Origin of the sequence: Streptomyces uncialis (assembly GCF_001905345.1) — a bacterium.
In the GTDB taxonomy this organism is placed as follows: Bacteria; Actinomycetota; Actinomycetes; order Streptomycetales; family Streptomycetaceae; genus Streptomyces; species Streptomyces uncialis.
Genome location: NZ_LFBV01000008.1, coordinates 217353 through 240036, shown reverse-complemented (window position 1 = coordinate 240036; position 22684 = coordinate 217353). Strand labels below are relative to the sequence as shown.

Here is a 22684-nt window from a genome sequence, read left to right as displayed (position 1 = left end):
TGTATCGGGGTGCGTAGAGGCGGCCGTGGAACGCGGACCGCATCCGTAAAGCCTAGCCACCGCCCCCGCGTCGGGTGCCGCTCAATCGAGTGGCGGAGCACCCCCGGGCATCGGGTATCGTTTACGTCGTTGCCAGGGAGCGGACCGCAAGATCAGCTCCTCAGCGACATCCCAGGCGGTGTGCCCGAGCGGCCAAAGGGAGCAGACTGTAAATCTGCCGGCTCAGCCTTCCCAGGTTCGAATCCTGGCGCCGCCACATCGAGTAACCCCCTTCCGACGCGGAGACGCGTCGGAAGGGGGTTACTTGTTTTCCAGGACCCGGTCATGACCCCGCCGCGAGCCGTACCGACGGCCGACGGGCCGACGGACGGCCCGAACGGCCGCCCCCCGGGTCACCCGGTCAGGCGGCCGGGCACTGCTTCCATGCCAGGTGGTAGACCGTGTTGACGCTGCCGTCGGTGGAGTCCATCGTCATGAAGCTGGTCTTCGAGCGGTCGGACGCGCCGAGCTGCACCCGGAGCTCCGTGTTGACGCTGCGCTGCGCACCGCAGGGGGCCCAGACGAGCTGCGCCCAGTCGGTGGTGTCGGTGGCCTGCCAGTCCTCCGACATCGGACCCGTGAACGTGTGGGTCCGGGAGTTGGTGCTGGACGAGCCCTGGAAGTAGTACGACGCCTTCTCGACCGCCGTGACGCCCGGCTGGAGCGACGCGAAGCCGCGGTAGTCGGCGCTGGTGATGGCGTACGTGAAGCCGTGCGGGACGTTCACGAGCAGGCTGAGCTGACAGCTCTTCCGGAAGGCGGTCGGCGACGAGGCGCCGCCCGCGGTGGCGAGGTAGTCGCTGTACGTCACGGTGAACGCCGTGTTGTCCGGCGAGGTGGCGACAGCGGCCGTTCCGGCGCGGCAGCCGGAGCCGTTGACGGTCACCACGTCGACGGTGACCTTGTCCGGGGGCGCGGCGCTGGAAGCGCCTGCGCTCTGCGCCGGGACGACCGCCGCGAGAAGTGCGGCGACCGCGCTGGAGACGAGCAGTCCGCGAGCCATGGGTTCTCCTGTCCGTGTTACATCGGTCCGCCTGAGCACCGGCGGGATGCCGGGGGCGGTGGGGTCGGGGTGGCCGCCCGCGGGAGGCGGGCGGCCGGTCTGCCCTTGAGCACGTGCGGGTGGCGCGGGAAACCCGTCGGCACCCAGGTGCTCCGGTCGTCCGTCAGTGGCCGCCGCGTCCCGGGGCGGCCCCTGACGGAGTCCCGGTGCTCCCGGTGCTCACGGCGTGGGGCACCGCTGCCATGCCAGGTGGTAGACGGTGTCGAGGCTGCCGTCCGTGGAGTCCATCGTCATGAAGCTGGTCTTCGTCCGGTCCGAGGTCCCGGCGTTGACGCGCAGCTCCGTGTTGATGTTGAGGTTGCGCTTGACCCCGCACGGCGCCCACACGAGGTTGGCCCACTCGGTGGTGTCGGTGGCCTGCCAGTCGTCGACCAGCGGGCCGCTGAAGGTATGGCTGCGGGACGCGGTGGCGGGGGAGCCCTGGAAGTAGTACGACGCCTTCTCGACCCCGGACGCGCCCCGCTCCAGCGACGCGAAGCCGCGGTAGTCGACGCCCATGACCGCGTACGTGAACCCGTTCGGGACATGCACGATCAGGTTGAGCTGGCAGTTCTTGCGGAAGTCGGTCGGCAGCGAGGGGCCGCCCGCCTTGGCGAGATAGTCGCTGTACGTCACGGTGAAGGCCGTGTTGTCGGGGGACACGGCGATCGCCGCGGTCCCCGTGGGACAGCCGGAGCCGTTGACGGTCGCGACCTCGATCACGATCTTGTCCGGGGAGCCTTGATGGTCGATACGGAGGAGCCTGCGCCCTGCGCGGGCATCGCCGCCGCGAGCAGCGCGGCGACCGCCGCGCCGGATGCGAGCAGTGCACGAACCATGTTTCTCCTGTCCAATGCCATGCCCCATGACGGCGCGGCAGGGCGCCACCATGCGGGTGGGGGGTGGATCGCGGCGTTCCGCGCGCTGGACGCGGGGGCGGCCGCCGGGTCTCGAACGGGCCCGGTCCCGCCAGGCACCGCGGCTCGCAGCATGCCCGGCGCGCATGGGAGGGCGATGAGGGACGTGAGAGAACGTTTAGGCGTGTACGCGTCAACTGCTGAACATGGTTCAGGGCTACGGTCGTGAGCTGCGCGTACGTGAATGTGTGTGCGGTTCGCCGGGGCCGGTGCAAGGGCGGAATCCGGCCGAAGTGCGCAGCCGCCCGTAGCGTGTCACCCGCACGGGGGACGGGGCGGCCCGGCGGAGTTGTCAGTGGTCCGGGGCACACTGGGGGTATGTCCTCGCGCCGCAGAGTCTGCCCCGAGTGCCGCCGCGAAATCGCCGTCGTGGCCGGTCGCTTCGCGCGCCATGACCCGCCCGGGGCGCGGGGCGCCGGTTCCCTGCTGTCGTGTCCCGGCTCGCGCAGACAGGCCCAACTCGGTGCGACCCAGCCCCATCTGGACGGGTACGTGCTCCCGGACTTCCCCGGTCAGCTCCCGCTCTTCTGACCCCGCGCGGGCCGGTACGGGCCGTCGGTCAGTTGCCCGCCACGGCCTTCACGGCGACGGCGACCGGTGTCGGCCCCGCGACGAGCTCCAGCGTCAGCCCAGCGGTCGCCGGAGTGTCCAGCAACTCCGCCAGTACGGCGGCCACATCGTCACGGGAGACGCCGCCGCGGCCCGTGGACGCCTCCAGGCGCACCCGTCCGGTGCCGGGGTCGTCCGTGAGCGCGCCCGGGCGCAGCACGGTCACGTCCAGGCCCGCGCGGGCCAGTACATCGGTGTCCGCCGCGCCCTTCGCCCGCAGGTACACGTCGAACACCTCGTCGCCCCGGTGCCCGGGGTCCGCGCCCATCGACGAGACGACCAGGAAACGGCGTACTCCGGCCCGCTCGGCGGCGTCCGCGAACAGGACCGCCGCCGCGCGGTCGACGGTGTCCTTGCGGCCGGCTCCGCTGCCCGGGCCCGCGCCCGCGGCGAAGACCGCGGCGTCGGCGCCGGCCAGGTGTGCGGCGACCTCCTCGACGGGTGCCGACTCCAGGTCGCAGACGAGGGGTTCGGCGCCGGCCGCACGGAGGTCGTCGCCCTGTCCGGGGTGCCGGACGAGGCCCGCGACCTCGTCCCCCCGGGCGGCGAGCAGACGCTCCAGCCGCAGCGCGATCCGACCGTGTCCTCCAGCGATGACAGTACGCATACCCCGACGGTACGCCTCCGGCCCGGCCTCCCGCAGGTCGCCTTCGCTCGCGCCTCCGGGTTTCACTCCTGGGCGTACCTGTCCCTGTCCGGGCCGCCTCCCGCGCGCCCTGGGTCTCCTGTGCTGGACGCACTCCGTTCCCGTGCCGCCGCTCGTGGGGTGCGCAGTTCCCCGCAGGTCGCCTTTGCTCGCGCCCTGGGGTTTCCCACCTGGTCGTACTTGTCCCTGCGCGGGCCGTCCGTGGGTGCGCAGTTCCCCGCGCCCCTGGATGCTGCCCTCTTGCGGTCGCTCTTCGGGTGCGGGTTGGCCCTCGTCTTCGCGCAGTTCCCCGCGCCCCTTTGGGGGCGCCCCTTGCGGTTCCCGTTCGGGTGCGGATGGTCCTTGGTTGCTCGCGCAGTTCCCCGCGCCCCTTTGGGGCGCCCAACTGGGGCTGGCGATCCGGCTGCGGGCTGCATCAACCGGGGTCGGGGTTCAACCCTCCTCCCCCTGCACTCGCGCTGCTGCGGGAGGGGGTGGGCGGGAATCTCTGCTCGCAGACTCCGATGCTCTTCAGTCGGGCAAGGTCACGTCGTACCGAGCGTGTCGGATCGAGGACGGAGAATCCCGACCGGCACCGACCCGAAGAACCGGCCGGATGCGCCCCAAAGGGGCGCGGGGAACTGCGCACCCCACGAGCGACGGCACAGGAACGGAGTCCGCCAGGCACACGAAACCCAGCGGGCGAGGGGCGGGGGCCGGACCTCAGGGTGGTGGTGGCGCGTCCCCGGTACGGGCCTGGCGGGGGAGGTCGAGCGCCACGGCGGCAGCCGAGTCGCAGTACTCCCGCACCGCACTGGTCCGAGCCACCACCCGCCCCCGGTGGACCACGATCCGGCTGTAGGCCAACGACAGCACCCCCGCCAACCGCTCCCCCCGCACCGCGAGCAACTCCGCCGGAAACCCCGCCTCCACCCGCACCCGCGGCAACCCCATCGCCCCCCGCGCCGCCGAGCACACCGCGTCGTACGCCTCCTCCGGCCGCAACCCGTGCCGCGACGCCAGCAGATACGCGGCCTCCAGCGGATCACCCCGCCCCACCGGGTTCCCCACGTCCCGCAGCGCCCCGCTGCCCGCCGCCACCCGCACCCCCGCCGCCCGCAGCAACCGCACCGGCGCCGTCTCCCCGCGCTGCGCGCCCCCGCAGCGCCCCTGCGGCAGACACACCACGGTGACCCCGGCCGCCGCGAGCCGGTCCGCAACCCGCCCCGCGGCCTGCTCGGGCAGCCGCGCCAGCCCGCCGCAGGGGCCGACGCTCACCCCGGGCCGCAGCCCGCCCGCCATCGCGGCCAGCCGCGCGAGCCGCGCCGGATCGTCACCGTCGGTGTGCAGATCGACCGCGCAACCGTGCTCCGCGGCCAGTTCGAGCACGGCTTCCACGTATCCCGTCGGATCGGGGTCGAGGTCGGGGCAGCCGCCCACCACCGACGCGCCCATCTTCACCGCGTCCCGCAGCCCGGCGAGCCCGTCCGCGCCCGCGGCGCCGGTCAGCAGCCGGGGCATCGCCACCACCGACAGATCGGCGAGCCCCCGCAGCGACCGCCGCGCCTGGAGCACCGCCTCCAGCGCCCCGAGCCCCGGCACGTCCCCGATCCGCACATGCGCGCGCAGCGCCGTCGCCCCGTGCCCGAGCTGGAGCAACGCGGCCTCGGTGGCCCGCCGCTGGATGTCCTGCACGTCGTACGACTCGGGTCCGTCCGTGTCCGCGGACAGGGCGGTGTCGCTGTGCGCGTGGGGCTCCGCGGGCGCGGGGAGCAGCAGATAGCCGCCGAGATCGACCCGGGTGGCGCCGGTGGTCAGGCTGCCGGTCGTGCCCACCGCCTCGATACGGCCCCCGCCGAGCCGTACGTCCACGGTCCTGCCGTCCACGAGGCGGGCGCCGCACAGCAGCAGTCCCGCGCTGTCGGCCGCCTTGCCGTCGTCGCCGCCGGAGGGCCGGTGGGAACCGGACGACGGCTGCTGCGGCTGGCTGTCGGACATCGCGCTCCTGGGTGCTCGGCTTGCCTGATCACACAGCGTGAGTCGAGCCTAGGACGAGGGCCGGGCCGCTTCACGGAGGAGCGAAATAGTCGTACTGCTTGTGGTGCGCGCCAGGGTCCCCGTTCCCCGGACCGGGCCGCCGACCTGCGCACCCGTCCCGGCGGGCGTCGCGCGGGCACCCGGTTCCGGGAGCTGGAACGGGGCGGCCGGGCGCGGTACGGGCGGGCCGCGTGAGGCGCGGCAGGGCCTGGGGGAAAGGGCCTTCTATCCCCCTCGCCGCACTGCGTGAAACGGATTTGGGCGAACGGTGGGCGAGCGTGTAATGTCTTCATCGCTCGCCCCAATAGCTCAGTCGGTAGAGCGTCTCCATGGTAAGGAGAAGGTCAACGGTTCGATTCCGTTTTGGGGCTCTGGTGTGTGAGGTTCCTCTCCCTCGGGTGAGGCCCCGCAGCACATCTCAGCGGTGTAGCTCAGTCGGTAGAGCAAGCGGCTCATAATCGCTGTGTCACCGGTTCAAGTCCGGTCACCGCTACTGTAAGTAGCCGATTGCGGGGTCGGTCCTTCGATCGGCTACTCTTTCATGCGTTAGTTCATTTCGTCTCAATCCGTTCGTCAAGGAGCACTCACGTGGCTGCCACCGACGTCCGCCCGAAGATCACGCTGGCCTGCGTGGAGTGCAAGGAGCGGAACTACATCACCAAGAAGAACCGGCGTAACAACCCGGATCGACTGGAGATGAAGAAGCACTGCCCGCGTTGCAATGCGCACACCGCGCATCGCGAAACGCGATAACACCAAGGCTCGTTCGCGAGGCCGTCCCCACTCGCTGGGGGCGGCCTCGCGGCGTTGTGCCCACCAGAAATCTGACAAGTGCGGCTCCGCGGTGATCATCGGCGCGTACCGCACGGGAAACCAGGAGGTGCCGGGCTCATGGCGCTCGACCAGTCCTTCGTCGGCCGGAGTTACCCGCCCACCGAGCCGTACGAAGTGGGCCGGGAGAAGATCCGGGAGTTCGCCGAAGCGGTCGGGGACCCCAACCCCGCGTATCTCGACCCGGCGGCCGCCAGGGCCCTCGGGCACGCCGATGTGATCGCCCCGCCGACCTTCGTCTTCGCGATCACCTTCAAGGCCGCGGAGCAGGTCATCCAGGACCCGCAGCTCGGCCTCGACTACAGCCGGGTCGTGCACGGCGACCAGAAGTTCGCGTACAAGCGCCCGGTACGGGCCGGGGACCGGCTCTCGGTCACCAGCACCATCGAGGGCGTCAAGTCCCTCGCGGGCAATGACATCCTGGACATCCGTGGCGAGGTCCATGACGCGGCCGGCGAGCATGTCGTCACCGCCTGGACGAAGCTCGTGTCCCGCGCGGCCCAGGAGGCGTGACCATGACGAACAGCACCAAGGCACCCGCCTACGACGACGTCGAGGTCGGTACGGAACTGCCCGCGGCGGCCTTCCGGGTGACCCGCGACACCCTCGTCCGCTACGCGGGCGCGTCGGGCGACTTCAACCCGATCCACTGGAACGAGCGCTTCGCGAAGAGTGTCGGCCTCGCCGATGTCATCGCGCACGGCATGTTCACCATGGCCGAGGCGATCCGGGTGGTCACCGACTGGACCGGCGACCCCGCTGCCGTCGTCGAGTACGGCGTCCGCTTCACCAGGCCGGTCGTGGTCCCCGACGACGACAAGGGCGCCACGATCGAGGTGACCGCGAAGGTCGCCGTCAAGCTGGACGACCACCTGGTCCGCGTCGACCTCACGGCCACCTCCGCCGGCCAGAAGGTCCTCGGCATGTCCCGCGCAGTCGTCCGCCTCACCTGAACGACCCGCCTTCGCTCGCGCTTCCCAGGTCCGTCCGGCTGGCCGTACTTGTTCCTGTGCGGGGCGGACGTGGGGTGCGCAGTTCCCCGCGGGTCGCCTTCGCTCGCGCTTCCCGGGTCTGTCCGGGTGGGCGTACTTGTCCCTGTGCGGGTCGTTCGTGGGTGCGCAGTTCCCCGCGCCCCTGGATGCTGCCCTCTTGCGGTCGCTCTTCGGGTGCGGGTTGGCCCTCGTTTTCGCGCAGTTCCCCGCGCCCCTGAAGGGGCGCCCACCTGGGGCTGTTCTCAAGCTGCGGGTGTGGTCAGGCTGCGGCTGTCATCAGCCCGGGGTCGGGGTTCAAACCACCCTCCTCGCGGACTCGCACGGCTGCGGGAGGGGGTGGGCGGGAATCTCTGCCCGCAGACTCCGATGCTCTTCAGTCGAGTCACGGAACGTCGTACCGAGCGTGTCGGATCGAGGACGGAGAATCCCGACCGGCACCGACCCGAAGAACCGACCGGATGCGCCCCAAAGGGGCGCGGGGAACTGCGCGAAAACGACGAGCGACGGCACAGGACCGAAGTACGCCCACCCGGACAGACCTCAGAAGCGCAAGCGAAGGCGACCCGCGGGGAACCGCAAAACCACCGAGCGACGGCACAGAATCAAGCGCGCCCAGCACAGGAAACCCAGGCGGGGGCAAGCAAGGCAGGGCCACAGGCCGGTGCCCCTGCCAAGGGCGCCCAGGTGCGGACCGTACGCTGGGAACCGTGCCCGAACTCCACGACACCCCCCTGGCCCCGCTGACCACGTTCCGCCTCGGCGGCCCCGCCGACCGGCTGATCACCGCGACCACCGACGCGGAGCTCATCGCAGCCGTCCGCGCCGCCGACGACTCCGGCACCCCCCTGCTGCTCATCGGCGGCGGCAGCAACCTGGTGATCGGGGACAAGGGCTTCGCCGGTACCGCCGTCCGGATCGCGACCACCGGCTTCGCCCTGGACGGCGACCGGCTGGAACTCGCCGCGGGCGAGGTCTGGACGGACGCCGTCGCCCGGGTCGCCGCCGCGGGCCTCGCCGGGATCGAATGCCTCGCCGGCATCCCCGGCTCCGCAGGCGCGACCCCGATCCAGAACGTCGGCGCGTACGGCCAGGAGGTCTCCACGACGGTCACCGAGGTCGTCGCGTACGACCGCCGGGCCCGCGGGACCGTCGTCCTCGACAACGCCGCGTGCGCCTTCTCCTACCGGCACAGCCGGTTCAAGGCCGACCCCGAGCGGTACGTCGTCCTGCGTGTCCGCTTCGCGCTGGAGGACGCGGACGGCCTGTCCGCGCCCGTCCGGTACGCCGAGACCGCCCGGGTCCTCGGCGTGGAGGTGGGGGACCGGGTGCCCCTGGACCGCGCCCGCGACACCGTGCTGAAGCTCCGCGCGGGCAAGGGCATGGTCCTCGACCCCGAGGACCACGACACCTGGTCCGCCGGATCGTTCTTCACCAACCCGATCCTCACCGAACCGGAGTTCGCCGCGTTCCGTGAGCGCGCCGCCGCCCGGCTCGGTCCGGACGCCGTCCCGCCCGCGTACCCGGCGGGCGAGGGCCGGACGAAGACGTCCGCCGCCTGGCTGATCGACCGCGCCGGGTTCACCAAGGGCTACGGCACGGGGGCCGCCCGTATCTCCGGCAAGCACACCCTCGCCCTCACCAACCGGGGCGCGGCGACCACCGAGGACCTGCTGACCCTGGCCCGCGAGGTGGTCACCGGGGTCCGGGACGCGTTCGGCGTCACCCTCGTCAACGAACCCGTCATGGTCGGCGTCGAACTGTAGAACCCGCCAGAACAGCCAGGGCAGCCCGAACAGCAGGCGGACAAGCCGGGGGGCGGGCCCCGAACAGGACCCGCCCCCCGCCACACACCCCGCCGAAAGCCCTCCCGCCCCGGGCCGGAGCCCAGGAGGACCGCCCGGCGCCCCCCGCGCCCCCCGCGCCCCCCGCGCCCCCCGCGCCCCCCGCGCCCCCCGCGCCCCCCGCGCCCCCGCGCCCCCGCGCCCCCGCGCCCCCGGGGCCCCAGGCCCCCGCCCCGTCCTCACACGCCGCGCGACGCCCTCGCCGCGACCGCCGACACCCACAGCATCGCGGTGAGCGCCCCGACCGCCAGCGTCAGCGTCCCGGCCGTGCCGCCCGCCATCGCCCAGCCGTTGCCGAGCAGCAGCGCCGTCCCCGCGACCAGCGACAGCACGGCCTCGGCGGACCGGCCGGCCCGGCGGAAGTGCCGCACCAGGACGTAGTTCGCCGCGATCAGCGAGAAGAACGCGACCGACCCGGCGGCCATGTGCCCGATGCTCGCCCCGGACAGCGACGCGGGCGTTCCCTCCGGGGTGCCGGCCGGGAATCCGTCGGCCGGGTCCATGACGAACACACCCGCCGCGATCATGGCGATCCCGTTGACCAGCAGCAGCCGGGGCACCCATACCCCGCCGGGCGTTCCCCGCAGCGCCCGGCGCATCCCCAGCGCACCCGCCATGGCGAGCACTCCCACGACGACGAACGTCGTGATCTGGAGCCAGCCGAGCGAGCCGTTGCTCAGCACGCTCAGCGGATGACGGGTGATGTCGAAGCCGTCCCGGGTAGCGGCCTGGGTCAGGGCGGAGACCGCCCACAGCGGCGCGGACACCGCCCCCGCCACCAGCAGCCGCCGGGCGACGGAAGCACCGGCGTACCGGCGGGCCGGGGCGGACGGGCCGGACGCGGAGGAAACGGAGCCGGTGGAGGCGGAGGGGATGTGCGTGGCGGTCATGACGTGCCCTTCTCGGTTCTCGGACCCGGGCCGCCGGTCGGTGGACCGGGTTCCGGTGAGCCTGCCGTCGGGGTGGGCTCGCTGACACGTCGAACGCTAATGTGACAGGGAACGCCGCCATTCCCTGTCACATCGACGGAACGACGTGTGGGCAGAGCAACCGGAACAGACTCCGGGGCAAGCAGAGAAGAGAGATCCTCATGCGCTACCTGATGACCACCAAGGCGTCCTCCTCCGTCCCCGACGAGAAGCTGTTCCAGGAGATGGCGGCGTTCGTCGAGGAGCTCACCGCCTCCGGTGCCCTGCTGGCGACCGGCGGCCTCGCCCCCGAGGGCATCCGCCTCGTCTCGTCCGGCGACGAGATCACCGTGACGGACGGCCCCTTCACCGAGGCCAAGGAAGCGGTGGCCGGCTTCGCGCTGGTGGAGGTCCGCACCAAGGAGGAGGCCGTGGAGCTGGGCCGCCGCTTCCGCCGGATCGTCGGCGACGGCGAGAGCGTGATCCAGCAGGTCTTCGGCCAGTGACGGCCGCCCGCCGATGAACACGGACGACGGCGTCCCGTCCAATCCCGACCCGGCCGGCGCGGTCGACGCGGTCTGGAAGCTGGAGTCCGCGCGGATCATCGCCGGTCTGGCGCGGATGACCCGGGACATCGGCCTGGCCGAGGAACTCGCCCAGGACGCGCTCGTGTCGGCGCTCGAACAGTGGCCACGGTCAGGCGTCCCGGACAACCCGGGCGCCTGGCTGATGGCCGTCGCCAAACGCCGGGCCGTCGACCATCTCCGCCGCGAGCAGCGCGCCGCCCGCGGACAGGAACTCCTCGCCCACGACCAGCGGGAACAGCTCCGCACCGCCCGGTTCGAAGCCCCCGACCCGTACGACGAAACCAACCCGTACGACGCCTCCGACCCGTACGACGCCCCCGGCCCCGACCCCCGCAACGACCTCAGAGCCACCCCCGGGACCGACCCGGAGACCGACCAGGGAACCCACCCCGGAACAAGCCACGAAACGGGCCACGCAACAGGCCACGCAACAGGCCCGGAGACCGACGCCCGGGACGACGACAACGTCCTGCGGCTGATGTTCCTGTCCTGCCACCCCGTGCTGCCCACCGAGGAACGGGTCGCGCTCACCCTGCGTCTCCTCGGCGGGCTCACCGCCGAGGAGATCGGGCGGGCGTTCCTCGTCACCGGGACCGTGACCGCCCGCCGGATCGCGGACGCCAAACGCACCCTCGCCGAACGCCGGGTGCCCTTCGAACTGCCCCAGGGCGACGAACTCGCCGCCCGGCTCTCCTCCGTCCTGGAGGTGATCTACCTCATCTTCAACGAGGGCTACTCGGCCACCACCGGCGACGACCTGCTGCGCCCCGGCCTCACCCTCGAAGCACTCCGGCTCGCCCGGCTGCTCGCCGCCCTCGCACCCGACGAACCCGAGGCACACGGACTGGCCGCCCTCCTGGAGATCCAGGAGTCCCGGTCGGCCGCCCGTACCGGCCCCACCGGCGAACCGGTACCGCTCCACGAACAGCAGCGGGGCCGCTGGGACCCGCTGCTGATCCGCCGCGGCTTCGCGTCGATGCTCCGCGCCCGGGACCTCGGCCGCACCCCCGGCCCGTACGTCCTCCAGGCCGCGATCGCCGTCACCCACGCCCAGGCCCGGACCGCCGGGGACACCGACTGGGCCGGGATCGCCGCCCTGTACGAAGCGCTGGTCAGGCTGCTGCCGACACCCGTGGTGCGGCTCAACCGGGCCGTCGCCGTCGGCTTCGCCCGCGGACCGGAGGCCGGACTCGCCCTCGTCGACGAACTGGACGCCGACCCCCGGCTGAAGGACTACCACCTGCTGCCCGGCGTCCGCGGCGACCTGCTGTCCCGGCTCGGACGGCACACCGAGGCCCGGCGCGAGTTCGAACGGGCCGCCTCCCTCACCCGCAACACCGCCGAGCGGGCGTTCCTCCTGCGCCGCGCCGACGCCCTCGCCGCCGCCGTCTCCTGGACCGCCGCCCACCCCGGGCCCCCCGCACCGCCCGACCCGCGCGCACTCGGCCGGGCCGCCGAGGAGTTCCTGGCCCGCGACGACCTCGACCCCGCGACCGTCCGCTCCTACCACCAGACACTGCGCAGACTGCGGCTCGCGCTCGGCGACCGGCTGCCGCTCACCGAACTCACCGCCGAGCGGGCCGAACGCGTCTTCACCACCGCCTGGGGCGACGCGAGCCCGGCGACCTGGAACCGGCACCGCTCCGCCCTGCGCTCCTTCGCCGCCTGGACCGGTCTCGACGACGACCCCGCCGCGGGCCTGACCCGCCGCACCCCCACCGCGTCCCGCACCCCGTCGCTCGACCCGGCCGGACTCGAAGCCCTGTGGGCCCTTCCCGGGGTCCCGCCGCGCGAACGGCTCCTGTGGCGGCTGCTGCACGAATCCGGGGCCCCGGTGAAACGGGTGCTCGCCCTCGACGTCGAGCGGCTGGACCTGGACGACCGCCGCGCCCGCAGCGGCGACACCTGGGTGAGCTGGCGCGCGGGCACCGCCCTGCTGCTCCCCGCCCACCTCAAGGGCCGCACCCGGGGCCCGCTGTTCCTCACCGACCGCAGACCGGGCCCCGCCCGCCGCGCGGCCGGAGCGGACCTCGACCCCGTGACGGGCCTGGCCCGGCTCTCCTACGAACGCGCCGAACACCTCTTCAAGCGGACGACCAGGCCCCTCGACCCGGCGGGCACGGGCTGGACCCTCTCCCGGCTCAGAACCCGCCGGGACTGATCCCCGCCGCACTCAATCGGCGATCCCCACCGGCCGGCGGACCGTCTCCGGGTCGGTGATCGCCGCCAGCATGGCATGGGCCACGTCCGCGCGCCGGATCGCCCGCGCGGAGGGCGGATTCCCGCCGACCGCCCTGCGGTACGCACCCGTCACCGGGCCGTCCAGCAGCCGCGGGGGCCGTACGGCGGTCCAGTCGGCGCCGCTCGCCGCGAGCGCCTTCTCCATCTCCCGGAGATCGTCGTAGTTGGCCTTGAACACCCGGTCCACCACCGCCTTCATCATCCGGTCGAGCCGCGGCTCACCGGGCGGGGGAGTGCCCAGCGGGGTGGCGCTCACCACGAGCAGCCGCCGTACGCCCTCGTCCGCCATCGCGGCGAGGACCGCCGCGGTCAGCGGTGCGGTGATCCCCGCGTCCTTGCGGGTGCGCGGGCCGAGCGCGGAGAGCACGGCGTCCTGCCCCGCGACGGCCGACCGCACTTCACCGGGGACGGTGAGATCGGCGCGGACGACCCGGAGGGCGTCGCCCGTCACCGTCAGCCGTGCCGGGTCCCGTACCACCGCGGTGACCTCGTGGCCCGCCGCCAGTCCCTGCCCCACCAGTTCCCGGCCGACGCCGCCGGTCGCCCCGAACACCGTGATGCGCATGACACCCTCCTAGGGGGTAAGTGTTCACTCACCCCCTAGGGTGGGTAAGCATTCACTCACCCGTCAAGTCCGGTCCGGGAGGTCCCGATGTCCGCAGCCGCAGATACCCCCGCCCGGCCCCCGGCCAGGACCCGCATCCTCGACGCGGCACACGAGCTGATGCTGGGTGTCGGGATGGCCCGGACCACCACCAAGGAGATCGCCCGGGCGGCGGACTGCTCGGAGGCGGCGCTGTACAAGCACTTCACGGGCAAGGAAGACCTCTTCGTGGCCGTCCTCGCGGAGCGGCTGCCCCGGCTCGGACCGCTGATGGCGGAGCTGGCGCGGGAGCCGGGCGTGGGCAGCGTCGAGGACAACCTCACCGGGATCGTGCGGACCGCCGCGCTGTTCTACGAGCAGAGCTTCCCGATCGCGGCGTCGCTGTACGCGGAGACCCACCTGAAGCGGCGGCACGAGAGCGCGTTGCGGGAGGTCGGGGCGGGGCCGCATCTCCCGATCGACGGGCTCGCCGCGTATCTGCTGGCCGAGCAGCGGGGTGGGCGGGTGCGGGCCGACGCGGACCCGTACACCGCGGCGGCGCTGCTGATGGGGGCGTGCTGTCAGCGGGCCTTCGCGTACGACGCGACGGAGTCCGGGGCCTCACCCCAGTCGCTCGACACCTTCGCCCGAACCGCCGCCCGCACCGTCCTCACCGGACTCGCCCCCACACCCGGCTAGCCCGAGGTCTGTCCGGCTGGACGCACTTGTTCCCGCACAGGTCGTCCATGGGGTGCGCAGTTCCCCGCGCCCCTTTGGGGCGCCTTCCGCCGGTCTTCGGGTCGGTGCCGGTCGGGATTCTCCGTCCTCGCTCCAACGCGCTCGGTACGACGTTCCCTTGCCGGACTGAAGAGCATCGGAGTCTGCGGGCAGAGATTCCCGCCCACCCCCTCCCGCAGCCGAGCGAGTCCGCGAGGAGAGGGGTGAAAGACAACCTCAGGGGGCGCCCCCGAAGGGGCGCGGGGAACTGCGCACCCACGCCCGGCCCGCACGGGAACACGTACGTCCAGGTGTGGAACCTCAGGGGCGCGGGGAACTGCGCAAAAACGAGGGCCGACCCGCACCCGGAGAGCGACCGCAAGGGGGCAGCATCCAGGGGCGCGGGGAACTGCGCACCCACGGACGACCCGCACCGGGACAAGTGCGGTCAGGTGGGGAGACCCCGGGGTACGCGGGGAGTACGGGAACCGGAACCGGGGGGCGCAGCCGGGGCTCCACCGGGGCTCAGGACGTGAGCCAGGTGTCGATGTCCGCGAGGAGGGACTCCTTCGTACCCGGCGGCGCGGCGGACGCCCGTACGGACTGCCGTGCCAGCTCCGCCAGCTCCGGATCGGAGAACCCGTGCACGTCCCGCGCGATCACGTACTGCTCGTTCAGCCGCGCCCCGAACAGCAGCGGATCGTCCGCCCCGAGCGCCAACGGCACCCCCGCGTCGAACAGCTTCCGCAGGGGCACGTCCTCCTGCTTGTCGTAGACGCCCAGCGCGACGTTCGACGTCGGACACACCTCGCACGTCACCTGCCGGTCCGCCAGCCGCTTCAGCAGCCGCGGGTCCTCCGCGGCCCGCACCCCGTGCCCGACCCGGTCCGCGTGCAGATCGTCCAGGCAGTCCCGTACCGACGCGGGTCCCGTCAGTTCACCGCCGTGCGGGGCCGACAGCAGCCCGCCGTCCCGCGCGATCGCGAACGCCCGGTCGAAGTCGCGGGCCATCCCGCGCCGCTCGTCGTTGGACAGCCCGAACCCGACGACCCCCCGGTCGGTGTACCGCACCGCGAGCCGCGCCAGGGTCCGCGCGTCCAGCGGATGCTTCATCCGGTTCGCCGCGACCAGTACCCGTATCCCCAGCCCGGTGTCCCGGGACGCCGTCTCCACCGCGTCCAGGATGATCTCCAGCGCGGGGATCAGCCCGCCGAGCCGCGGCGCGTACGAGGTCGGATCCACCTGGATCTCCAGCCACCCGGACCCGTCCCGGATGTCCTCCTCCGCGGCCTCGCGCACCAGCCGCTGGATGTCCTCCGGCTCCCGCAGACAGGACCGGGCCATGTCGTACAGCCGCTGGAAGCGGAACCAGCCGCGTTCGTCGGTGGCCCGCAGGTCCGGCGGCTCACCGCCGGTCAGCGCGGCGGGCAGATGCACCCCGTACTTGTCGGCCAGCTCCAGCAGCGTGCCGGGCCGCATCGAACCCGTGAAGTGCAGATGCAGATGCGCCTTCGGCAGTGCGCCGAGGTCTCGAACGTGCTCCATCCCAGGATCTTGCCGCACCCGGAGGGCGCCCGGTACCGGCTTTCCCCGTTCGGGTCCTTGCCCGAACGAAGAAGCGGGCCCCCACCAGGGTGGGAACCCGCCTCTGTGGCGTACCGCACGCGGCGGTCCGCAGGGTCGGTCAGTCCGTCGCCTCCGCGAGGAGCTTCTGGATACGGGCCACGCCCTCCGCGAGGTCCTCGTCGCCGAGCGCGTACGACAGCCGCAGATAGCCGGGCGTACCGAACGCCTCGCCGGGCACCACCGCGACCTCGACCTCGTCGAGGATCAGCGCGGCCAGCTCCACACTGCTGCTCGGCCGCTTGCCCCGGATCTCCTTGCCGAGCAGCGCCTTCACCGACGGGTACACGTAGAACGCGCCCTCCGGCTCGGGGCAGACGACACCGTCGATCTCGTTCAGCATCCGCACGATGGTCCGCCGGCGCCGGTCGAACGCCTCACGCATCGCGGACACGGCCTCCAGATCACCGGAGACGGCCGCCAGCGCGGCGGCCTGGGCGACGTTGGAGACATTGGACGTGGCGTGCGACTGGAGGTTGGTCGCGGCCTTGACGACGTCCTTCGGGCCGATCATCCAGCCGACCCGCCAGCCGGTCATGGCGTACGTCTTCGCCACCCCGTTGACGACGATGCACTTGTCCCGCAGCTCGGGCAGGACCGCCGGGAGCGAGGTGAAGGCGGTGTCGCCGTAGACCAGGTGCTCGTAGATCTCGTCGGTGAGCACCCACAGCCCGTGCTCGACGGCCCAGCGGCCGATCGCCTCGGTGTCCTCGGCGCTGTAGACGGCCCCGGTCGGGTTGGAGGGGGAGACGAACAGCAGCACCTTCGTCTTCTCGGTACGGGCGGCCTCCAGCTGCTCCACGCTCACGCGGTAGCCGCTGGTCTCGTCGGTGACGACGTCCACCGGGACACCGCCCGCGAGCCGGATCGACTCGGGGTACGTCGTCCAGTAGGGCGCCGGGACGATGACCTCGTCGCCCGGGTCGAGGATCGCGGCGAACGCCTCGTAGATGGCCTGCTTGCCGCCGTTGGTCACCAGGACCTGCGACGCCTCGACCTCGTAGCCGGAGTCGCGGAGCGTCTTCGCGGCGATGGCCGCCTTCAGCTCCGGCAGACCGCCTGCCGGGGTGTAGCGGTGGAACTTCGGGTTCTTGCACGCCTCGATGGCGGCTTGAACGATGTAGTCCGGGGTCGGGAAGTCGGGTTCACCGGCGCCGAAGCCGATCACCGGACGCCCGGCGGCCTTCAGTGCCTTGGCCTTGGCGTCCACGGCGAGAGTGGCGGATTCGGAGATCGCGCCGACTCGGGCGGAGACCCGGCGCTCGGTCGGAGAGGTTGCAGCGCTCATGGAGCCCATGCTTTCAGACCCGAAAGGAGCAGGACACACGGGTTTCACAGTGCGGTCACCGGGCACAGCCCCGGGATGAAGGCGCAGCCATCGCCCGTCCGGACGCGATCTGTTCGACGGCAGCCCCCGGAACACGTACACTCATTCCTCGTTGGCCATCAGCGGACGCGTCCGTCGCACCCACTCCGCGGAGTCGGGTGGATGCGGTACGTTGGGGCGAACCAAAGGGTCGTAGCTCAATTGGTAGAGCACTGGTCTCCAAAACCAGCGGTTGGGGGTTCAAGTCCCTCCGGCCCTGCAAGGCACACTTCCTCCTCCGGATGTGTGGATGCGATTGTACGTACCGCAATGCACCGTCGTGCGGCTCAACCGGGCGCGGCACGGCCGACCCGGGAATCAGGTGAGGACGAGTGACGGACGCCGTGGGCTCCATCGACATGCCTGATGCTCAGGACGAAGCTCCTGAATCCGAGAAGAAGAGCCGCAAGGGCGGCAAGCGCGGCAAGAAGGGCCCGTTCGGTCGGCTCGCGCTCTTCTACCGCCAGATCGTCGCGGAGCTGCGCAAGGTCGTCTGGCCCACGCGCTCCCAGCTGACGACGTACACGACCGTCGTGATCATCTTCGTGGTCATCATGATCGGCATCGTGACCGTGCTTGACTTGGGTCTCGACCGAGTCGCGAAGTACGTCTTCGGCTGATGCCGGAAGCACAGCCGCGAGTGAAGGACGCCGACGCCGGTGTCCTTTTCGCGTGTTCCACCCCTCTGTATCCAGGAAGAAGCAGCCACCGTGTCTGACCCGAACCTGAACGACGCCGTCGAGCCCGCTGAGGTCGATGCGGAGTCCATCGAGGACGAGCTCGACATCGTGGAGGCCGCGGACGCCGAGGACCCGGACCAGGCCGAGGCTGCCGACATCGCCGCGGGTGAGCCGGCCGAGGAAGCCGCGCTCCACGTCGAGGACGAGGACGTCGAGGACACGGACACCGACGAGGCCACCGCCGTCGCCGAAGAGGCCGACGCCGACACCGACGGTGACGACGCCGAGGCCACCGACGCGGACGAGGCCACCGGCGAGGACACGGACGGGACCGAGACCGAGGACGAGGCGGCCGAAGAGGCCGAGCCGGTCGACCCCGCCGCCGCGTTCCGCGAGGAACTGCGCACCCTCCCCGGCGAGTGGTACGTCATCCACACCTACGCGGGCTACGAGAAGCGCGTGAAGGCGAACCTGGAGCAGCGTGCCGTCTCGCTGAACGTCGAGGAGTTCATCTACCAGGCCGAAGTGCCCGAGGAAGAGATCGTCCAGATCAAGAACGGCGAGCGTAAGAACGTCCGCCAGAACAAGCTTCCCGGTTACGTCCTGGTCCGGATGGACCTCACCAACGAGTCCTGGGGTGTTGTCCGCAACACCCCCGGTGTCACCGGCTTCGTCGGCAACGCCTACGACCCGTACCCGCTGACCCTGGACGAGATCGTCAAGATGCTCGCCCCGGAGGCCGAGGCCAAGGCAGCCCGTGAGGCTGCCGACGCCGAGGGCCGTCCTGTGCCGCAGCGCAAGATCGAGGTCCAGGTGCTCGACTTCGAGGTCGGCGACTCGGTCACGGTCACCGATGGTCCGTTCGCGACCCTCCAGGCCACGATCAACGAGATCAACGCCGACTCCAAGAAGGTCAAGGGTCTGGTCGAGATCTTCGGCCGCGAGACCCCGGTCGAGCTGAGCTTCGACCAGATCCAGAAGAACTGAGCCGCCCGGGGCGCCCCAGCGGGCCCCCGGCGCCAGGATCTCCTGGAGCATCCGCTTCCGACCAGGTCGGAACGGTCCTCGTGACCGTTCTGACCTGTCGGTTTTTCACCGTACGGCCATACCCGTTATCGTTGTGCGGTATGCCTCCATCCGGATGACCGGCTGGGGCGCTCACACCTCTCACTAGGACCCGGAGAGAGCAATGCCTCCCAAGAAGAAGAAGGTCACGGGGCTTATCAAGCTCCAGATCCAGGCCGGCGCGGCCAACCCGGCTCCGCCGGTCGGCCCCGCGCTGGGCCAGCACGGCGTCAACATCATGGAGTTCTGCAAGGCCTACAACGCGGCGACCGAGTCGCAGCGTGGCTGGGTCATCCCGGTGGAGATCACGGTCTACGAGGACCGTTCCTTCACCTTCATCACCAAGACCCCGCCGGCCGCGCGGATGATCCTCAAGGCCGCCGGTGTCGAGAAGGGCTCCGGCGAGCCCCACAAGACCAAGGTCGCCAAGATCACCCAGGCGCAGGTCCGTGAGATCGCCACCACCAAGATGGCCGACCTCAACGCCAACGACCTGGACGCCGCCGCGAAGATCATCGCGGGTACCGCCCGGTCCATGGGTGTCACGGTCGAGGGCTGACCCCCTCCCGTACCCGCTCGTACCTCCCGTACGCGCGTGTACGACCCCGTACGACCTTCAGTGATGTGGCAGGGCCAGCGCTGGCCCGTACCACGACTCCATCCCCGTCCGGTGGCTGCTTTGCCGCCAGACGAAAATCTGCAAATCAGGAGCAGAAGTGAAGCGCAGCAAGTCTCTCCGCGCCGCTGACGCCAAGATCGACCGGGACAAGCTCTACGCCCCGCTCGAAGCCGTGCGTCTCGCCAAGGAGACCTCCACGAGCAAGTACGACGGCACCGTCGAGATCGCCTTCCGGCTGGGTGTCGACCCCCGCAAGGCCGACCAGATGGTCCGCGGCACCGTGAACCTCCCGCACGGCACCGGCAAGACCGCCCGGGTCCTGGTCTTCGCGACCGGTGACCGTGCCGAGGCCGCACGTGCCGCCGGCGCCGACATCGTCGGCTCCGACGAGCTCATCGACGAGATCTCCAAGGGCCAGCGCCTGAACGAGTTCGACGCCGTCGTCGCCACCCCGGACCTCATGGGCAAGGTCGGCCGCCTCGGCCGCGTCCTCGGCCCGCGTGGTCTGATGCCGAACCCGAAGACCGGCACGGTGACCCCGGACGTGGTCAAGGCCGTGAACGAGATCAAGGGCGGCAAGATCGAGTTCCGCGTCGACAAGCACTCCAACCTCCACTTCATCATCGGCAAGGTGTCCTTCGACGACACCAAGCTCGTGGAGAACTACGGCGCGGCCCTGGAGGAGATCCTCCGTCTCAAGCCGTCCGCCGCGAAGGGCCGCTACATCAAGAAGGCCGTCATCAGCACGACGGTCGGCCCCGGTGTGCCCGTCGACCCCAACCGCACCCGCAACCTCCTCACCGAGGAAGACCCCGCCGCCGTCTGAGCGAACGGGTCCACGCGCGCGTGACCTCACGGGCCCCGTGCCCTCCGGTTCCCCCGGAGGGCACGGGGCCCGTCCCGTTGCCCGCCGTTCCCCCCTCGGCTCGGCCTGACCTGCGCTAGCGTGCGGGCAGCGCCGCACACGGCGGGGGACGGGGGCTTGCGGGACATGGGCACAGCGCGTACGGGTGTCACCCGCCGGAGCACCCTGCTGTCCCTGTGCGCGCTCGTGCTCGGACCGCTCCTGCTCATCACCGGCTGCGGCTTCCTCGCCCTGACCGCCTGTGAGGCCCCAGGCGACCGCGACGACCCCCGGCCCCGGGCCACCGTCCCCGCCGAGGTGCTGCGCGCCCTGCGCACCGCCTCCACCGTCACCCGCCAGGCGGGCTCCGCACGGGTCACCGCCGTCATGACCATGGGTGACCGGGTCTCCACCCGGACCACCGGCACCCTCGGCTGGCGCGACGGCCTCAACGGCGCCCTGACCATCCGCTACACCGGTGGCACCCTCGTCGGGACGCTGCGCGGCCTGGACATCGGCACCACCGAGGCCCGGTTCGTCGACGGTGTGTACTACGCGCGGATGAGCGACGCGTTCGCCGCGGAGTCCGGCGGCCGGCACTGGGTCCGCCACCCCCACGACTCCTCGGCGAACTTCGCCCCCAACCAGTCCGTGGAACTCCTCCTCGCCGCCCCCGACACCCGCCGCACCGGCCGCGAGACGGTACGCGGCGTCCCCGCCACCCGGTACACCGGCACCCTGCGCCCCGCCGACCTGCCCACCCGGGGCCCCGCCGCCGACGAGTCCGCCGAACTGCGCGACCAGCTCCGGGCCGCCGGGGTCACCGAGGAACGCGTCGACGTATGGATCGACGGGGCCGGCCGCCTCGTCAAGCGCGCCGAACGCAGCGAGACCGCCGCCGGGACGCTGCACAGCACGGCGTATTACCGCCAGTTCGGCGTGCGCGTCGCCCCGGTGACCGCGCCCCCGCCCGCGGACACCGTCGATTACGCGGCGCTTTTGCCCTCCCGAGCCGGGCAATAGCCCTGTTTCCGGTGGTACGTCGTGGGCCGGGCGGTGCCGATGAGCTCCGGTAGGGTCGTTGATCCGCAGTGAGATCGTCATGTTTGTACAGGGGTGGGGCAATGCAGACCAACAAGAAGCCGCGGATCATCGGCGCGGTGCTCACGACGGCACTGCTGTGTACGACGGGGGTCGCGTGCAGCGGCGGCGACTCCGACGCGAAGAGTGACGGTTCGTCGGCGTCTCCGGCCAAGGCGCTGACCGCCGCCTTCAAGAAGACCACCGACGCCAAGTCCGCCAAGGTCGACATGACCATGAGAATGCCGTTCGCCAACGGCGGCGGCGACATGGACATGTCCGGCGTGGTCGGCTGGGAACCGTCCGTCATGGACGTCACCCTCACGGGCTCCTCGCTGGGCGACGAGCCGGGCACCCCGGACAAGTCGCGTACGGTCCAGCGCGACGGCGTCATGTACATGGACATGGGCTCCACCGCTGCCTCGGGGATGGAGGGCAAGCGCTGGCTGAAGATGGACACCAAGGCGGTCGCGGAGTACGCGGAGGAGACGAAGGACCCCACCCCGCGGACCATGCTGGACATCAGCCTGGAGAACACGAACCAGGACCCGGCCCAGCAGCTCGCGCTGCTCCTGGAGTCGCCCAACCTGAAGCACGTCGGTACGCAGAAGATCGACGGCGCCGAGGCCGAGCACTACAAGGGCAAGCTCACGGTCGCCGAGATGCTCAAGACGAACGACGCGCTCGCGGACCTCGACAAGGAGGAGCGGGACGAGCTCCTCAAGAACATGAAGAAGGCCGGGGTCAAGGGGTACGACATCGAGGCCTGGGTCAACGGTGACGACCTCCCGGTGCGGATGGACGTCAAGACCCAGGTCGAGCGGGGTGTCATCGACATCAGCACGAAGTACTCGGACTACGGCACGGAGGTGAAGGCCGAGGTGCCGAAGGCGTCCGAGACCCTCGACCTCCTTGAGACGATCAAGAAGCTCGACAAAGAAGACCCCGCGTAGCGCCTTCGCTTGCGCTTCTGGGTCTGTCCGGCTGGGCGTACTTCGGTCCTGTGCCGTCGTTCGTCGTTTTTGCGCAGTTCCCCGCGCCCCTTTGGGGCGCGTTCTGCTTGTTCTTCGGGTCGGTGCCGGTCGGGATTCTCCGTCCTCGATCCGACACGCTCGGTACGACGCTTCCTTGCCCGACTGAAGAGCATCGGAGTCTGCGAGCAGAGATTCCCGCCCACCCCCTTCGCTGAGTCCTGCGACTGCGCGAGGAAGGGGGTGCCCCTTCAGGGGCGCGGGGAACTGCGCAAAGACGAGGACCGGCCCGCGCCCGAAGAGCGACCGTAAGAGGGCAGCATCCAGGGGCGCGGGGAACTGCGCACCCACCGAGCGACCCGCACAGGGACGAGTACGCCCAGCCGGACGGACCTCGGAAGCGCAAGCGAAGGCGACCCGCGGGGAACTGCGCACCCACCGAGCGACCCGCACAGGGACGAGTACGC

21 protein-coding genes, 4 tRNA genes and 1 pseudogene are annotated in these 22684 nt (G+C 71.5%); 18 read left to right on the top strand and 8 right to left on the bottom strand.

Annotation, left to right across the window (positions count from 1 at the left end; translation table 11 throughout):
• Positions 1-174 precede the first annotated feature (174 nt).
• Positions 175-256: transfer RNA gene (locus AB852_RS27600), tRNA-Tyr, on the top strand.
• A gap of 144 nt (positions 257-400) precedes the next feature.
• Here AB852_RS27600 and AB852_RS27595 read toward each other — a convergent pair.
• A complete protein-coding gene (locus AB852_RS27595; protein WP_073792918.1) occupies positions 401-1042 on the bottom strand; it encodes a DUF4360 domain-containing protein in 642 nt (213 codons plus the stop codon).
• A gap of 219 nt (positions 1043-1261) precedes the next feature.
• A pseudogene (locus AB852_RS27590) lies at positions 1262-1920 on the bottom strand (DUF4360 domain-containing protein).
• A 396-nt stretch (positions 1921-2316) separates the two neighbouring features.
• On the opposite strand from AB852_RS27590, the gene AB852_RS27585 reads away from it, so the two are divergent.
• Positions 2317-2529, top strand: coding sequence for a hypothetical protein (locus AB852_RS27585; RefSeq protein ID WP_073792917.1), 213 nt, complete (start codon positions 2317-2319; stop codon positions 2527-2529).
• A gap of 28 nt (positions 2530-2557) precedes the next feature.
• Here the strand turns inward: AB852_RS27585 and AB852_RS27580 are convergent, their stop codons facing one another.
• Both AB852_RS27580 and AB852_RS27575 read right to left on the bottom strand, forming a co-directional pair.
• A complete protein-coding gene (locus tag AB852_RS27580; RefSeq protein ID WP_073793081.1) occupies positions 2558-3214 on the bottom strand; it encodes an NAD(P)H-binding protein in 657 nt (218 codons plus the stop codon).
• Between the two features lie 741 nt (positions 3215-3955).
• The gene (locus tag AB852_RS27575; protein ID WP_073792916.1) at positions 3956-5230 is read right to left on the bottom strand and encodes an amidohydrolase family protein; all 1275 of its coding nucleotides are present in this window, start codon (positions 5228-5230) and stop codon (positions 3956-3958) included.
• A 337-nt stretch (positions 5231-5567) separates the two neighbouring features.
• Between AB852_RS27575 and AB852_RS27570 the strand changes: the two genes are divergently transcribed.
• From AB852_RS27570 to AB852_RS27545, 6 genes are all read left to right on the top strand, one after another.
• Positions 5568-5640, top strand: a tRNA-Thr gene (locus AB852_RS27570).
• A gap of 49 nt (positions 5641-5689) precedes the next feature.
• A tRNA-Met gene (locus AB852_RS27565) sits at positions 5690-5762 on the top strand.
• A 95-nt stretch (positions 5763-5857) separates the two neighbouring features.
• Positions 5858-6022, top strand: a complete 165-nt coding sequence (gene rpmG, locus AB852_RS27560) for a 50S ribosomal protein L33 (protein WP_003948671.1) — start codon at positions 5858-5860, stop codon at positions 6020-6022.
• Positions 6023-6160: 138 nt separating this feature from the next.
• Positions 6161-6613 (top strand): MaoC family dehydratase N-terminal domain-containing protein, encoded by a 453-nt coding sequence (locus AB852_RS27555; protein ID WP_073792915.1) that lies wholly within the window; start codon positions 6161-6163, stop codon positions 6611-6613.
• A gap of 2 nt (positions 6614-6615) precedes the next feature.
• Entirely contained in the window at positions 6616-7053 is a 438-nt protein-coding gene (locus AB852_RS27550) for a MaoC family dehydratase (RefSeq protein WP_073792914.1), read from the top strand.
• 746 nt (positions 7054-7799) lie between these two features.
• Entirely contained in the window at positions 7800-8855 is a 1056-nt protein-coding gene (locus tag AB852_RS27545; protein WP_073792913.1) for a UDP-N-acetylmuramate dehydrogenase, read from the top strand.
• Between the two features lie 257 nt (positions 8856-9112).
• On the opposite strand, the gene AB852_RS27535 is transcribed toward AB852_RS27545, so the two are convergent.
• On the bottom strand, positions 9113-9823 hold the full coding sequence (locus AB852_RS27535; RefSeq protein WP_073792912.1) for a DUF998 domain-containing protein: 711 nt from the start codon (positions 9821-9823) through the stop codon (positions 9113-9115).
• A gap of 200 nt (positions 9824-10023) precedes the next feature.
• Between AB852_RS27535 and AB852_RS27530 the strand changes: the two genes are divergently transcribed.
• Both AB852_RS27530 and AB852_RS27520 read left to right on the top strand, forming a co-directional pair.
• Entirely contained in the window at positions 10024-10347 is a 324-nt protein-coding gene (locus tag AB852_RS27530; RefSeq protein ID WP_073792911.1) for a YciI family protein, read from the top strand.
• Between the two features lie 13 nt (positions 10348-10360).
• A complete protein-coding gene (locus tag AB852_RS27520) occupies positions 10361-12589 on the top strand; it encodes a DUF6596 domain-containing protein (protein ID WP_245876947.1) in 2229 nt (742 codons plus the stop codon).
• Between the two features lie 12 nt (positions 12590-12601).
• Here AB852_RS27520 and AB852_RS27515 read toward each other — a convergent pair whose 3' ends face one another.
• Complete coding sequence (locus AB852_RS27515; protein WP_073792910.1) at positions 12602-13234, bottom strand: NAD(P)-dependent oxidoreductase; 633 nt, start codon at positions 13232-13234, stop codon at positions 12602-12604.
• 87 nt (positions 13235-13321) lie between these two features.
• Here AB852_RS27515 and AB852_RS27510 point away from each other — a divergent pair, with 87 nt between their 5' ends.
• Positions 13322-13951, top strand: coding sequence for a TetR/AcrR family transcriptional regulator (locus AB852_RS27510; protein ID WP_073792909.1), 630 nt, complete (start codon positions 13322-13324; stop codon positions 13949-13951).
• A 543-nt stretch (positions 13952-14494) separates the two neighbouring features.
• On the opposite strand, the gene AB852_RS27505 is transcribed toward AB852_RS27510, so the two are convergent.
• Both AB852_RS27505 and AB852_RS27500 read right to left on the bottom strand, forming a co-directional pair.
• Positions 14495-15514, bottom strand: coding sequence for an adenosine deaminase (locus tag AB852_RS27505; RefSeq protein ID WP_073792908.1), 1020 nt, complete (start codon positions 15512-15514; stop codon positions 14495-14497).
• Positions 15515-15653: 139 nt separating this feature from the next.
• On the bottom strand, positions 15654-16880 hold the full coding sequence (locus AB852_RS27500; RefSeq protein WP_073793080.1) for a pyridoxal phosphate-dependent aminotransferase: 1227 nt from the start codon (positions 16878-16880) through the stop codon (positions 15654-15656).
• A gap of 225 nt (positions 16881-17105) precedes the next feature.
• Here AB852_RS27500 and AB852_RS27495 point away from each other — a divergent pair.
• The 7 genes from AB852_RS27495 to AB852_RS27465 all read left to right on the top strand — a co-directional run bounded on the left by AB852_RS27495 (position 17106) and on the right by AB852_RS27465 (position 22199).
• A tRNA-Trp gene (locus AB852_RS27495) sits at positions 17106-17178 on the top strand.
• 112 nt (positions 17179-17290) lie between these two features.
• Positions 17291-17578, top strand: coding sequence for a preprotein translocase subunit SecE (gene secE / locus AB852_RS27490; protein ID WP_073792907.1), 288 nt, complete (start codon positions 17291-17293; stop codon positions 17576-17578).
• Between the two features lie 90 nt (positions 17579-17668).
• Positions 17669-18625, top strand: a complete 957-nt coding sequence (gene nusG, locus AB852_RS27485) for a transcription termination/antitermination protein NusG (protein ID WP_073792906.1) — start codon at positions 17669-17671, stop codon at positions 18623-18625.
• A gap of 202 nt (positions 18626-18827) precedes the next feature.
• Entirely contained in the window at positions 18828-19262 is a 435-nt protein-coding gene (rplK, locus tag AB852_RS27480) for a 50S ribosomal protein L11 (protein WP_073792905.1), read from the top strand.
• 157 nt (positions 19263-19419) lie between these two features.
• Positions 19420-20148: a 50S ribosomal protein L1 gene (rplA, locus tag AB852_RS27475; RefSeq protein WP_073792904.1), complete on the top strand. Its 729-nt coding sequence runs from the start codon at positions 19420-19422 to the stop codon at positions 20146-20148.
• Positions 20149-20313: 165 nt separating this feature from the next.
• Positions 20314-21189 carry an SCO4651 family lipoprotein gene (locus AB852_RS27470; protein ID WP_073792903.1) on the top strand — a complete coding sequence of 292 codons (876 nt, stop codon included), beginning with the start codon at positions 20314-20316 and terminating at the stop codon, positions 21187-21189.
• 101 nt (positions 21190-21290) lie between these two features.
• A complete protein-coding gene (locus AB852_RS27465; protein ID WP_073792902.1) occupies positions 21291-22199 on the top strand; it encodes an SCO4651 family lipoprotein in 909 nt (302 codons plus the stop codon).
• Positions 22200-22684 lie beyond the last annotated feature (485 nt).

Excerpts from the sequence above, each read along its gene's own strand:
- AB852_RS27595 (WP_073792918.1), bottom strand. The coding sequence starts at position 1,042 with ATGGCTCGCGGACTGCTCGTCTCCAGCGCGGTCGCCGCACTTCTCGCG.
- AB852_RS27585 (WP_073792917.1), top strand. The coding sequence starts at position 2,317 with ATGTCCTCGCGCCGCAGAGTCTGCCCCGAGTGCCGCCGCGAAATCGCC.
- AB852_RS27580 (WP_073793081.1), bottom strand. The coding sequence starts at position 3,214 with ATGCGTACTGTCATCGCTGGAGGACACGGTCGGATCGCGCTGCGGCTG.
- AB852_RS27575 (WP_073792916.1), bottom strand. The coding sequence starts at position 5,230 with ATGTCCGACAGCCAGCCGCAGCAGCCGTCGTCCGGTTCCCACCGGCCC.
- AB852_RS27555 (WP_073792915.1), top strand. The coding sequence starts at position 6,161 with ATGGCGCTCGACCAGTCCTTCGTCGGCCGGAGTTACCCGCCCACCGAG.
- AB852_RS27550 (WP_073792914.1), top strand. The coding sequence starts at position 6,616 with ATGACGAACAGCACCAAGGCACCCGCCTACGACGACGTCGAGGTCGGT.
- AB852_RS27535 (WP_073792912.1), bottom strand. The coding sequence starts at position 9,823 with ATGACCGCCACGCACATCCCCTCCGCCTCCACCGGCTCCGTTTCCTCC.
- AB852_RS27530 (WP_073792911.1), top strand. The coding sequence starts at position 10,024 with ATGCGCTACCTGATGACCACCAAGGCGTCCTCCTCCGTCCCCGACGAG.
- AB852_RS27520 (WP_245876947.1), top strand. The coding sequence starts at position 10,361 with ATGAACACGGACGACGGCGTCCCGTCCAATCCCGACCCGGCCGGCGCG.
- AB852_RS27515 (WP_073792910.1), bottom strand. The coding sequence starts at position 13,234 with ATGCGCATCACGGTGTTCGGGGCGACCGGCGGCGTCGGCCGGGAACTG.
- AB852_RS27510 (WP_073792909.1), top strand. The coding sequence starts at position 13,322 with ATGTCCGCAGCCGCAGATACCCCCGCCCGGCCCCCGGCCAGGACCCGC.
- AB852_RS27505 (WP_073792908.1), bottom strand. The coding sequence starts at position 15,514 with ATGGAGCACGTTCGAGACCTCGGCGCACTGCCGAAGGCGCATCTGCAT.
- AB852_RS27500 (WP_073793080.1), bottom strand. The coding sequence starts at position 16,880 with ATGAGCGCTGCAACCTCTCCGACCGAGCGCCGGGTCTCCGCCCGAGTC.
- rplK (WP_073792905.1), top strand. The coding sequence starts at position 18,828 with ATGCCTCCCAAGAAGAAGAAGGTCACGGGGCTTATCAAGCTCCAGATC.
- AB852_RS27470 (WP_073792903.1), top strand. The coding sequence starts at position 20,314 with ATGGGCACAGCGCGTACGGGTGTCACCCGCCGGAGCACCCTGCTGTCC.
- AB852_RS27465 (WP_073792902.1), top strand. The coding sequence starts at position 21,291 with ATGCAGACCAACAAGAAGCCGCGGATCATCGGCGCGGTGCTCACGACG.